The organism is Patulibacter medicamentivorans (assembly GCF_000240225.1).
Lineage (GTDB): Bacteria > Actinomycetota > Thermoleophilia > Solirubrobacterales > Solirubrobacteraceae > Patulibacter > Patulibacter medicamentivorans.
Window position 1 is genome coordinate 1 of the sequence record NZ_AGUD01000211.1, and the last position, 11,542, is coordinate 11,542.

Genomic DNA, 11,542 nt, shown 5'->3' on the forward strand with positions numbered 1-11,542 from the left:
GAACCCGCCGTCGGCGGCCTGGCGCGCGAGCAGGGTCGCGCGCGCGACCCGGCCGGCCGCGTGGTCGCCGTCGCCGGCCGCGCGCAGGACCAGCAGCAGCCGCGCCACGTCTCCCGTGTCGCGCAGGCGGTCGCCGTTGGCCCGCAGATAGGCGAGGGCGGTCGTCCCGCTGCGGGGCTGGTCGGCGGGGTGGATGCCGGCGGCGGCCAGGGCCAGCGCCGCCCAGGCGCTGAGCGCGGGATCCGAGTGGCCGGCGTCGCGGCTGGCCGCGAACCCGCCGTCCCGTCGCTGGGCGTCCTGCAGGCGGCGGACGGCCCGGTCCAGTGGTCCCTTCGCGGCCGCCGCCCGGGCGCTGCCCGGACCGTTCCAATCGCCGCCCGGCCCGAGCGCCGCGATCACGGGGAGGGCCCCGCAGGCGACCGCCGCGACCAGCGCGAGGCGACGGGGTTTGGGATGCCTAAGCACGAGCCCGGCGACGGTAGCACAGGCATCCCGACCGGGGACGTCGGAGTTGGGCCGTGCGGTGGCCTGGCCGGAGGCGGCGCCGATCGCGCCCCGGGCGCGCGACCGCCGTCGGTTGGGGCGTGGCTCCAACGAACGTCCACTTTCGGGTCAAGCGGTGCAGTCTCGCTGCCGATGGAACGACATGGACCGTCGCTCGCCCCTGCGCGGACCTGGGACGCGGGCGTGACCGCGGCCGGGCCGTCCCACCCGGTGCAGATCGCCCCGTTCGCCGCCGCGGACGGGGCTCTCGCGTGAGCGTCCCGCCGGCGCTGCGGGCGTCGGCCGCCCCGCGGGTGCCGAGCGACGTGCGGGTCCTGATCGCCGACGACGACCAGCTCAGCGCCCGCTCGGTCGCGCGGGTCCTCGGCGCTCGCGGCTTCCGCTGCGAGATCGTCGCCGACGGCGCGACGGCGCTCGACGCGGCGGTCCGGGGGCGTCCCGACATCCTGCTGCTGGACGCGCACATGACGCCGGTCGACGGCTTCGAGGTGCTGGCGCGGCTGCAGGAGGACCACCGCACCGCGCTGCTGCCGGTGATCGTCGTCACCGGCGACCGGCGCCCCGAGACCCTCGCGGGCCTGCTCTCGTCCGGGGCCGACGACTACGTCACCAAGCCGGTCGACGTCGACGAGCTGGAGGCTCGGATCCTGGCCGCGACCCGGCGCCGGATCGTCCTCGGCGGCGTCAGCCCGCTGACGGGCCTGCCGGGCAACGTGCTGCTGACGCGGGCCGTCCAGGAGCGGCTGGACCGCCGCGAGACGTTCGGGTTCCTGCACGTCGACCTGGACGACTTCAAGCCGTTCAACGATCGCTACGGCTACGTCCGCGGCGACGCGGTGATCCGCGGGCTGGCGAGCGTCCTGCTCGAGGCGGCCGACGCCGCGGACGCCCCGCGGATGCTCCTGGGCCACATCGGCGGCGACGACTTCGGGGTGCTGACCCCGGCCGAGCTGGCGATGCCGCTGGCCGAGGACGTGGTCGCCCGGTTCGACCGGATCGCGCCGGGCTTCCACGATCCCGAGGACGTCGGCCGCGGAGCGATCGCCGTCCGCGACCGTCGCGGCGACGAGCACGAGTACGGGCTGATCTCGGTCTCGATCGGCGTCACGATCTGGACGCCGGAGCACCTGCCGACCACCGAGGCCGTCGCCGACGCGGCCGCCGAGGTCAAGCGGCTGGCCAAGAGCCGGCCCGGATCGCAGGTCGCGCTCGACCGGCGGCGGCCGGGCGCAGACGGCTGATCTCCGGCGTTCACGGCCCGCGGAGAGGCTCAAGGACGGGCGCTGCGCTGCCGATACCGCATCAATGGGTCACGAGCTGCGACCGTCGCGCGGGGGGCTGCGCGACGAGACGAGCGCGGGCGAGCCGCGTCACCCGGTGCACCTCGGGGCATCAGGGTTCGAGCAGTTCCTGGAGTCGCTGCCGGATGCGGTGGTCGGCGTCACGAGGGGCGGCACGATCGTCCTGGCCAACGAGCAGGCGCAGCGGCTGTTCGGCTACGCCCCCGAGGAGCTCGTCGGGCTGTCGATCAACGCGCTGGTCCCGGATCGGTTCGGCAAGGCCCACAGCGCCCACCGCGAGGGCTACTTCCGCGACCCGCGGACGCGGCCGATGGGTGCCCGGCTGCAGCTGGCGGGCAAGCGCAAGGACGGCACGGAGTTCCCGGCCGAGATCAGCCTCTCGAGCACCCGCACCGACGAGGGCGTGCTCGCCTGGGCCGCGGTTCGCGACATCTCGGAGCGGCTGGAGGCCGAGCGCGAGCGCGAGCAGATGCGCCGGGCAGCGCGCGAGACGCAGGCGCAGCGGCTGGAGAGCCTCGGCCAGCTGGCCGGCGGGGTCGCCCACGACTTCAACAACCTGCTGGGCGTGATCATCAACTACGCCGGGTTCGTCCGCGACGAGCTCGGCGACCGCCCCGACCTGGCCGCCGACGTCGAGCAGATCCGCGAGGCGGCCGAGCGGGGCGCCGCACTGACCCGCCAGCTGCTGATCTTCGGGCGTCGCGAGGTGACCGCGCCGGAGATCCTCAGCCTCGCCGAGGTGGTGCGCGCGGTCGAGCAGCTGCTGCGGCGCGCGCTCGGCGAGCACATCGAGCTGCGGGCGCGGCACGAGCCGGGCCTGGCGACGGTCCGCGCCGACCGCGGGCAGCTGGAGCAGGTGCTGTTCAACCTGGCCGTCAACGCGCGCGACGCGATGCCGGGAGGCGGGGTGTTGGCGATCACCACCCGCACCGCCGACGAGGCGGAGCGCGACGAGCTGCCGATGGTCGAGCTGGTGGTGGCCGACACGGGGTCGGGGATGTCCGACGCGGTCCAACAGCGCGCGATGGAGCCGTTCTTCACCACCAAGCCGGAGGGCCGCGGAACCGGGCTCGGGCTCGCGACCGTCTACGGCATCGCGACCCAGCACGACGGGCGCGTGCGGATCGAGTCCGCGCTGGGGGAGGGCACGGTCGTGCGCGTGCAGCTGCCGGCCGTCGGGCAGCCGGCGACCAGCACCGAGCACCAGCGGAGCCAGCGGCCCGCGTCGCGCGGCGAGACGATCCTGCTGGTCGAGGACGAGCCGAGCGGCCGCCGGATCGCGCGCCGGATCCTCGAGCGCGCCGGCTACCGGGTGATCGCCGTCGACGCCGGAGCGGCCGCCCTCGAGGTGCTGGCCGGCGAGGACCACGCCGTCGACCTGCTGCTGACCGACGTGATCATGCCCGGCATGCTCGGCACGGAGCTGGCGGATCGCGTGGTCGCCGGCCATCGCGGGCTGCGGGTCCTGCTGATGTCCGGCTACAGCGACGAGCTCGTCACGCGGCCGCGCTCCCACCATCACCACCCGCTGATCGAGAAGCCGTTCGACGCCACGGGCCTCCTGACCCGGATCCGCGGGGTCCTCGCCGGTCCATCGCCCGGGCCGGCCGGCACGGAGGCGCCGACATGAGCCTCGCGCCGTCCCTGAGCGAGCCGCGAGCGAGCCGGCCGACGGACGTGCGGGTCCTGATCGCCGACGACGACCAGCTCAGCGCCCGCTCGGTCGCGCGGGTCCTCGGCGCTCGCGGCTTCCGCTGCGAGGCCGTCGCCGATGGCGAGGCGGCGCTCGAGGTGGCGGCGCAGACGCGACCGGACGTGCTCCTGCTCGACGTGCACATGGCCCCGATCGGCGGGAGCGAGGTCCTCGCGCGGCTGCAGGGCGATCACCGCACGGCGCTGCTGCCGGTCATCTGCGTGACGGGCGACAAGCGCCCCCAGACGGTGATGGAGCTGCTCTCGGCCGGTGCCGACGACTACGTGACGAAGCCCTTCGACGTCGACGAGCTGCAGGCGCGGATCCTGGTCGCGACCCGCCGGCGGCTGCTGCTGGGCGGCGTCAGCCCGCTGACCGGGCTTCCCGGGAACGTGCTGCTGACCCGCGACGTCCAGGAGCGGCTCGACCGCCGCGAGACGTTCGGGTTCCTGCACGTCGACCTGGACGACTTCAAGCCGTTCAACGATCGCTACGGCTACGTCCGCGGCGACGCGGTGATCCGCGGCCTCGCGGCGGCGCTGCTCGAGGCGGCCGACGCCAGCGAGAGCCAGCGGATGATGCTCGGGCACATCGGCGGCGACGACTTCGGGATCGTGACGGCGCCGGACGTGGCCGTCGCCCTGGCCGAGGACGTGGTCGCGCGGTTCGACCGGATCGCGCCGGGCTTCCACGACCCCGAGGACGTCGACCGCGGAGCGATCGCCGTCCGCGACCGTCGCGGCGACGAGCACGAGTACGGGCTGATCTCGGTCTCGATCGGCGTCACGATCTGGACGCCGGAGCACCCACGGACGACCGAGGCGGTCGCCGACGCGGCCGCCGAGGTCAAGCGGCTCGCGAAGAGCCGCCCGGGATCGCAGGTGGCGCTCGACCGGCGGCGGCCGGGCGCGAGCGGCTGACGGGCGTCGGCTCCGGCCCCCGACCCCCGGCGGGGAAAGGACGGACGGGCCGCCCTGCCGGAGCCGACGCGCGCGATCAGCCGACCGGCGTCGCGGGCCGCTCGGGCCCGTTCGCGGTCGCGTCGTCGTCGATCACCGGCGCAGCCGGCTCCTCGGGGACGGCGGACCGCGGGAACACCAGCAAGGGGCAGTGGGCGTGGCGCACCAGGCGCGAGCTGACGCTGCCGAGCATCACGCGCTGGACCGGGCCACGGCCACGGGAGCCGATCACGAGCAGGTCGAGGTGCTCGGCGACGCGGCCCAGCTCGGTCGCGGGGTCGCCCTCCAGCAGCAGGGTCTCGACCTCGGAGACGCCCTCGATCGCGGCTGCGGTCGACTCGAGCTGGCGACGCGCGTCCTCGCGCATCTCGGGCAGCAGGGCGGCTCCGGCGTAGCCGGCGTACCAGATGATCTCCTTCGGCAGGACGTGGATCACGCGCAGGCGCGCGCCGGTCGTCCGGGCCAGCTCGACGGCGCGGTCGAGGGCGTGCCGGGCCTCGGGGGCGGGGTCGTAGGCGACCCCGATCGTCTGCAGCCGCTGCTGCTCCTGGACCGCGTAGCCGGCCGGCGCGACGACGACCGCGCAGGGCGCTCCGTGCAGGGTCTGCTCGGTGACGCTGCCGACGGCGATCCGTCCCAGCGGGCCGAGGCGGTTCTCGCCGACGACCACGACGTCGGCCTCGAGCTGCTCGGCCAGCTGGTGCAGGCCGTCGGCGGGCGACGAGCCACGGCTGACGACGAACGAGGTGCGCGGGCGCGACCCGCAGATCTGGCGCGCGCCCTCGAGCCGCTCGGCCGCGTCGTCGCGGATCAGCTTGTGCCAGGCGTCCGGGGCGTCGTGGGCGGTGCGCCGGTAGCTGTAGGCGGTCGTGACGGTCAGCTCGGCGTCGGTCGCGTCGGCCAGCACGACGGCCAGGGCGAGCGCGTCGCGGCCGCCGTCGTTGCCGTCGAAACCGGCGATGATCTTCTGCGTCATTCGGGGGCTCCTCGTCGTTCAGGTGACAGGACGGATCGTCGACGGTGAGCGGCGGTGCGCCATCGGGCTCCGCCCACATCGGCGGTCGGTAGTTCTCCCGGAGACGCGCGGCGGATCCGCGGGGATCCGCAGAGACCACGGATGCGGGCCAGGGCCGCTCCCCGATGGCGGTCGCGCGCGGCCGCCGTACGGTCGCTGCATGTCCGCCGAACGCCCGCTCCGTGTCCTCGTCGCCGGTGGCGGCATCGCCGCCCTCGAGCTGCTCCTCGCCGTGCGCGCCGCGGCCGGTGATCGCTGCGCCCTCACCCTGATCACCCCCGATCCGTCGTTGCGCTACCGACCGGAGTCGGTCGCCGAGCCGTTCTCGGGCCCGCGCGCTCGGGCGATCCCGTGGATGCCGATCGCCCGCGCGCTCGGCGTCGAGCTGATCGACGGTCGCGTCCACTCCGTCCTGGCGGAGACCGAGGTGGTGCTCGACGACGAGCGCCGGATCGGCTTCGACGAGCTGGTGATCGCCGCCGGCGCGCACCAGGTCGACGGCGTCGCCCACGCGTCGACGTTCCGCCCCGAGGCCGCGGACGAGCTGCACTGGGTGATCGACGAGCTGGAGCAGGAGGAGACCGAGAGCCTGGTGCTGGTCGCCCCGCGACGCTGCGGCTGGACGCTGCCGCTGTACGAGCTGGCGCTGATGGCCGCGGCGCGCGTCACCGCCGCGTGCGGCGACCCGGGGCGGATCACCGTGGTGACCTACGAGCACGCGCCGCTCGAGGCGTTCCGCGGTCCCGGGTCCGACGCCGTCGCGCAGCTGCTGGCGAAGGCGCGCGTGCACCTGGTCACCGGCCACGAGGTGACGCGCTACGACGGCGAGCGGCTCGAGCTGCACCCGCACGCGTCGCTGCCGGCCGGCCGCGTCGTGGCGCTGCCGGAGCTGGTCGGTCCGCGGATCCACGGGCTGCCGCTCGACGGCCACGGCTTCGTGCGGGTCGACGAGCAGTTCGCCGTCGAGGGGCGCGAGCACGTCCACGCGATCGGCGACGCCGCCAGCTTCGCCCTCAAGCAGGGTGGTCTCGCGACGCAGCAGGCCGACGCCGTCGCCTCGCTGATCGCCGCGCGCGCCGGCTCCAGCCATCCGGTGCACCCGTTCGAACCGCGGCTGCGGGCGATCCTCTGGACCGGCGCCGATCCGCTGTACCTGACCGCGACCGCGATCGGTGCCGAGACCGTCGCCTCGGCGGTCTCCAAGCGCTGCCCGTGGTGGCCGGTGGAGAAGATCGCCGCGGTCCACGCGGCGCCGTTCCTGTCCGACGTCGAGGAGCTCGGGACGGTCGCCGCCGTGAGCCGGCTCGCGGTGGCCGGCAGCACGCCGGCGGCGACGCCCGTGATCCACGCCGCCGCCGGCGATCCCGGCGTCGAGCTGCTGGCGCGGGACGCCTGATGGCGCCGGCACCCGGCACGCCGACCGATGCGGCGATCCAGGCGATCGCGGCCGCCGCGGGAGTCGACCGGCCGGAGGCGCTGGAGCGTCGCGACACCCACATGTCGGTCGTGCTGCTCAGCGACGCGCGGGCCTACAAGATCAAGCGCGCCCGGCAGTTCGCGTTCGCCGACCACCACCGGCTGCGGGCCCGCCGGCGCGCCTGCATGCAGGAGCTGCTGGTCAACCGCGAGCTGGCCCCGGACATCTACCTGGGGGTCCGCGCCGTGGTGGCCGACGGCGCCGGCCACCGGCTGGTCGACGACGACGATCCGGCGGCCGTCGAGTACGTCGTCGAGATGCGGCGCTTCGACGAGGCCCGGACGCTGCGCGCGCTGCTCGACGACGGCGCCGACGTCTCGTCCGAGATCGAGCGGGTCGCGGCGACGATCGCCGGCTTCCACGAGCGGGCTCGCCGGATCCGCCGTCCGGCCCGGACGGCGATGGCCGAGGCGAGCGCCAAGCGGATGATCGCCGCCGACGACGTCGAGCTGACCGGCCTGCTGCGCGGGCCGCTCGACGCGGCGCGCCTGCACGCGATCGACCGGCGCCTGCGGACGTTCGTGCGCGACCACGCCGAGGAGCTGGCCGACCGCGGCCGTCGCGGCATGGTCCGCGAGGGCCACGGCGACCTCCGCGCCGAGCACGTGCTGCTCGACGGCGACGTCCGGATCGTCGACCGGATCGAGTTCCGCGACGACCTGCGCGAGATCGACGTCGCCGACGACGTGGCCTTCCTGGTGATGGACCTCGTCGCGCTCGGCCGCCCCGACGCGGCACGGTCGTTCGTCGACGCCTATCGGGCGCACCACGGCGATCCCGGCAGCGATGCGCTGATCGCCTTCTACGCGGCCCACCGGGCGCTCGTGCGGGCGAAGGTCGCGCTGCTGCGCGACCCCGACAGCGCGCGCCAACGGCCGGACCTGCTCGAGGCGCGGCGGCTGCTGGCGGTCGCCGAGGGCTTCGCCTGGCGCACGCGCCAGCCGCTGGCGCTGATCGTCTCCGGCCCCTCCGGCGTCGGCAAGAGCCGGCTCGCCGCGACGCTGGCGCGGCGCTCCGGCTTCGCGGTCTGCTCGTCCGACGTCGTGCGCAAGCAGGCGGCCGGCCTGGCCCCCGAGGCCCGGGGCGGTCCGGAGCTCTACCGGCCCGGAAGCGGGCCGGCGACCTACGCGGCGCTCGGACGTCGCGCGGCCGAGGTCCTCGAACGCGACGGCGGGGTGATCGTCGACGCCACCTGCCTGCGCCGGGCCGATCGCGACGCCCTGCGCGAGGGACTGGCCGGCTGGCACAGCGCCGCCGTCCACGTCGCCTGCATCGCGCCCGAGCACGTCCTGCAGGAGCGGCTGGCCCGCCGGCTGCGCGAGCCGGACCGCGTCTCCGACGCGACCCCCGAGATCGGCCGCGCCCAGGCGGCGGCCGCCGAGCCCCTGGACGAGGTGCCGGCGGATCGGCTGGTGACGGTCCGGACCGACCGGCCCTGCGACCGGACGGTGGCGGCGATCGCCGCGATCCTCGACGTCTGACGGCCGCGGCGGTCAGGGCACCACGACCGCGGAGCCGATCACGCGACCGGCCCGGAGGTCGTCGAGCGCCTGCTCCGCCTGCTCGAGCGGATAGCGGGTGACGTGCGTGCGGACCGGAACCGTCGGAGCCAGGGCGAGGAACTCGATCGCGTCCTGGCGGGTCAGGTTGGCCACCGATCGCAGGGTCCGCTCCTGCCACAGATCGGCGTAGGCGAACGACGGGATGTCGCTCATGTGGATCCCGCCGCAGACGACGGTGCCGCCGGGCGCGACCGCCCGCAGCGCGAGCGGCACCAGGGCCCCGACCGGGGCGAAGATGATCGCGGCGTCGAGCGGCTCCGGCGGCGGATCCTCCGACGCTCCCGCCCAGGTCGCGCCGAGCTCGCGGGCGAGCGCCTGCGCGTCGTCGTCGCCGCGGCGGGTGAAGGCGAGCACGGTCCGGCCCTCGGCGACGGCCACCTGGGTCAGGACGTGGGCGGCCGATCCGAAGCCGTACATGCCGACGCGCCGGGCATCGCCGCACATCCGGAGCGCGCGGTACCCGATCAACCCGCCGCAGAGCAGCGGCGCGATCTGGTCGTCCGGCAGGCCGTCGGGGAGCGGGAAGCAGTAGCGCGCGTCGGCGACCGCGTACTCGGCGAAGCCACCGTCGATGTCGCGGCCGGTGAACCGCGCCTCGGGACAGAGGTTCTCGCGGCCGGAGCGGCACCAGGAGCAGCGCCCGCAGGTCCAGCCGAGCCAGGGGACCCCGAGCCGCCGGCCGTCGCCGCCGATCTCGGTGCCGACGATCTGGTGCCCGGGGATCCGGGGCGCGGGGAAGTCCAGCTCGCCGTCGCGCAGGTGCAGGTCGGTGCGGCAGACGCCGCACGCGGCGACCCGCAGCAGCAGCTGGCCGGGGCCCGGCTCGGGGATCGGCCGCTCGACGGTGCGGAGCGGCGTGCCGGGTCGCTCGAGGATGGAGGCGCGCACGGGTCCGACGCTAGCGCGGCGGCGGCCGCGGGGATCCGTGGTGGCTACGGAGAGGGGCCAGCGGCGAACGCGGATGTACGAGCCGCTGCCGCGACCTACCGTCGAGGGCATGCCTGCTTCGATCGATCGCCCGACGCGTCTGCGGCTGCGCCCCGTCACGCCGGACGACGAGCCGCTGCTGCGGGAGCTGCTCGGGCACGTGACCGGAGACTCCCGCTGGTCGCGGTTCTTCACCGGCGGCGTCGACCTGGACCGCGTGGCCCGGATGGAGGCCCGCTGCGACGACCCGCGCCGGATCGGGGTGCTGGCGCTCGGGCCGGACGACGAGGTCCTCGGGCACGGGATGTGCGTGCCGCTGGACGACGAGACCCGCTGCGAGATCGCGTTCGAGGTCGCCGACGGCCACCACCGCCAGGGGATCGGGACCGCGATGCTGTTCGACCTGGTGGCCCGCGCGCGGGAGGCCGGCGTCCGGCAGCTGGTGGCCGAGGTGCTGCCCGGCAACCGCGACATGATCGACCTGCTGCGCGACTCGGGGCTGCCGATCGAGCAGCGCCTGGAGGACGGGGTCTCCCACTACGAGGTGGCGCTCGGCTCGCCGGCCGTGAACGGGCCGTCGGCGCCCGGGAACGCGACGTGAGCGCGCCGGGACGCCGTCCGGAGGCGAGCGATCGCGACGAGCCGCCGGCTCGCACCGACGTGCTGATCGCCGGCGGGGGGACCGCGGCGCTGGAGGCGCTGCTGGCCGTGCACGCCCACACCGCGGGCGCGCGGCACGTGACGCTGCTGGCGCCGGACGCCCGCTACCGCTACCGGCCGCTCGCCGCCTACGCCGGCCTGGTGGAGGACCTCGGGCAGATCGTGCCGCTCGACCGGCTGGCCGCCGAGCACGGGGCGGGGCTGATCTGCGACCGCGTGGCGCGCGTCGACGCCGAGCGCCGTGAGCTGGAGACGGTCAGCGGCGGCAGGATCGCCTACGAGACGCTGATCCTCGCCACCGGAGCGGTGCCCCACGCGGCCGTCGACGGGGCGCTGACGTTGGGCGACCCACGGGACGAGCACGCGTTCGCCGCGCTGGTCGACGACGTCCGCGGGGGTCGCGTGTCGCGCCTGGCGATCGTCGTGCCGGCGGGCGCCGGCTGGTCGCTGCCGGCGTACGAGTGCGCCCTGCTGCTGGCGCACGCGGCTCCCGAGGGGCGGATGCGGACGGTCGTCGTGACGGCGGAGTCGCGACCGCTGGCCGCGTTCGGCGACACGGTCGGCGATGCGATCTCGTCGCTGCTGCAACGGCGCGGGATCGAGCTGCGGACCGAGAGCGTCCCGGACGCCTTCGCCGACGGGCAGCTGTGGATGCCGACCGAGGGGGCGTTCGCGGTCGACGCGGTCGTCGCCGTCGCCCAGCCGCGCGGCCCGGCGATCCCCGGGCTGCCGCACGACCGCCGCGGCTTCCTGCCGGTCGAGACGACCGGGCGGGTGGTCGGAGAGGACCGCGTCTGGGCCGTCGGCGACGTCGCCGACCACGCGGTCAAGCAGGGCGGCCTCGCGGTCCAGCAGGCGGACATGGCCGCGGCCGAGGTCGCCCGCGTCCTCGGCGAGGAAGCGAGCTGGCCACCGTCGGTCCCGGTCCTGCGGGCCGCGCTGCTGGACGGTGTCGGCACGCTCTACCTGCGGGCCGAGCGCGACGGCGAGCGCTGGCGGACGACGACCTCGCGCGAGCCGCTCTGGTGGCCGCCGGCGAAGATCGCCGGCGGGCGGCTGGCCAGCTGGCTCGCCGCGGGCGCCGTCGCTCCGTAGTTCCCCGCAGGCTGCCGGCGGGTCGCCCGCAGGCGTTGGCGGCGGAACGCCGATGGAGCGGGGACGCGTGGTTCGTAGCGTCCTCGCCAGACCGATTCGTGGTGCTGCGGCGCCGCCCGACCCGTCACCGGATCCCATGCTCCTGGAACTCGCACGCTGGCAGTTCGCCTTCACCACCGTCGTCCACTTCCTGTTCGTCCCATTGACGATCGGGCTCTCGGGACTGGTCGCGCTGATGCAGACCCGCTGGGTTCGCACAGGGGACGAGCAGTACCTGCGGATGACGAAGTTCTGGGGCAAGCTGCTGCTGGTCAACTTCGCGATCGGGATCGCGACCGGCATCGTCCAG

The 11,542-nt window shown here is 75.5% G+C and carries 10 protein-coding genes and 1 pseudogene; 8 read left to right on the plus strand and 3 right to left on the minus strand.

Annotated elements, in window-relative coordinates; genetic code table 11:
* Positions 1-465: pseudogene (locus tag PAI11_RS25885) on the minus strand (hypothetical protein); the annotation flags it as partial.
* A gap of 290 nt (positions 466-755) precedes the next feature.
* Between PAI11_RS25885 and PAI11_RS13680 the strand changes: the two are divergent.
* From PAI11_RS13680 to PAI11_RS13690, 3 genes are all read left to right on the plus strand, one after another.
* A complete protein-coding gene (locus tag PAI11_RS13680) occupies positions 756-1,745 on the plus strand; it encodes a GGDEF domain-containing response regulator (RefSeq protein WP_007575734.1) in 990 nt (329 codons plus the stop codon).
* Positions 1,746-1,809: 64 nt separating this feature from the next.
* Entirely contained in the window at positions 1,810-3,435 is a 1,626-nt protein-coding gene (locus PAI11_RS13685) for a PAS domain S-box protein (protein ID WP_007575736.1), read from the plus strand.
* The gene (locus PAI11_RS13690; protein WP_040600276.1) at positions 3,432-4,418 is read left to right on the plus strand and encodes a response regulator; all 987 of its coding nucleotides are present in this window, start codon (positions 3,432-3,434) and stop codon (positions 4,416-4,418) included. The genes PAI11_RS13685 and PAI11_RS13690 overlap by 4 nt, the downstream gene beginning before the upstream one ends.
* A 76-nt stretch (positions 4,419-4,494) precedes the next feature.
* Here the strand turns inward: PAI11_RS13690 and PAI11_RS13695 are convergent, their stop codons facing one another.
* Positions 4,495-5,433, minus strand: a complete 939-nt coding sequence (locus PAI11_RS13695) for a universal stress protein (RefSeq protein WP_007575740.1) — start codon at positions 5,431-5,433, stop codon at positions 4,495-4,497.
* Positions 5,434-5,632: 199 nt separating this feature from the next.
* Here PAI11_RS13695 and PAI11_RS13700 point away from each other — a divergent pair, with 199 nt between their 5' ends.
* Together PAI11_RS13700 and PAI11_RS13705 are read left to right on the plus strand one after the other, a co-directional pair.
* Positions 5,633-6,868: an NAD(P)/FAD-dependent oxidoreductase gene (locus tag PAI11_RS13700; RefSeq protein WP_007575742.1), complete on the plus strand. Its 1,236-nt coding sequence runs from the start codon at positions 5,633-5,635 to the stop codon at positions 6,866-6,868.
* Entirely contained in the window at positions 6,868-8,430 is a 1,563-nt protein-coding gene (locus PAI11_RS13705; RefSeq protein ID WP_007575745.1) for a bifunctional aminoglycoside phosphotransferase/ATP-binding protein, read from the plus strand. The genes PAI11_RS13700 and PAI11_RS13705 overlap by 1 nt, the downstream gene beginning before the upstream one ends.
* A gap of 12 nt (positions 8,431-8,442) precedes the next feature.
* Here PAI11_RS13705 and PAI11_RS13710 read toward each other — a convergent pair whose 3' ends face one another.
* The gene (locus PAI11_RS13710; protein WP_007575748.1) at positions 8,443-9,399 is read right to left on the minus strand and encodes a zinc-dependent alcohol dehydrogenase family protein; all 957 of its coding nucleotides are present in this window, start codon (positions 9,397-9,399) and stop codon (positions 8,443-8,445) included.
* A gap of 109 nt (positions 9,400-9,508) precedes the next feature.
* On the opposite strand from PAI11_RS13710, the gene PAI11_RS13715 reads away from it, so the two are divergent.
* The 3 genes from PAI11_RS13715 to PAI11_RS13725 form a co-directional block, all read left to right on the plus strand.
* On the plus strand, positions 9,509-10,039 hold the full coding sequence (locus PAI11_RS13715; protein ID WP_040600278.1) for a GNAT family N-acetyltransferase: 531 nt from the start codon (positions 9,509-9,511) through the stop codon (positions 10,037-10,039).
* The gene (locus tag PAI11_RS13720; protein ID WP_007575752.1) at positions 10,036-11,193 is read left to right on the plus strand and encodes an FAD-dependent oxidoreductase; all 1,158 of its coding nucleotides are present in this window, start codon (positions 10,036-10,038) and stop codon (positions 11,191-11,193) included. Before PAI11_RS13715 ends, PAI11_RS13720 begins: the two co-directional genes overlap by 4 nt.
* A 136-nt stretch (positions 11,194-11,329) precedes the next feature.
* A partial coding sequence (locus tag PAI11_RS13725; protein WP_040600280.1) for a cytochrome ubiquinol oxidase subunit I occupies positions 11,330-11,542 on the plus strand: 213 nt, incomplete at its 3' end.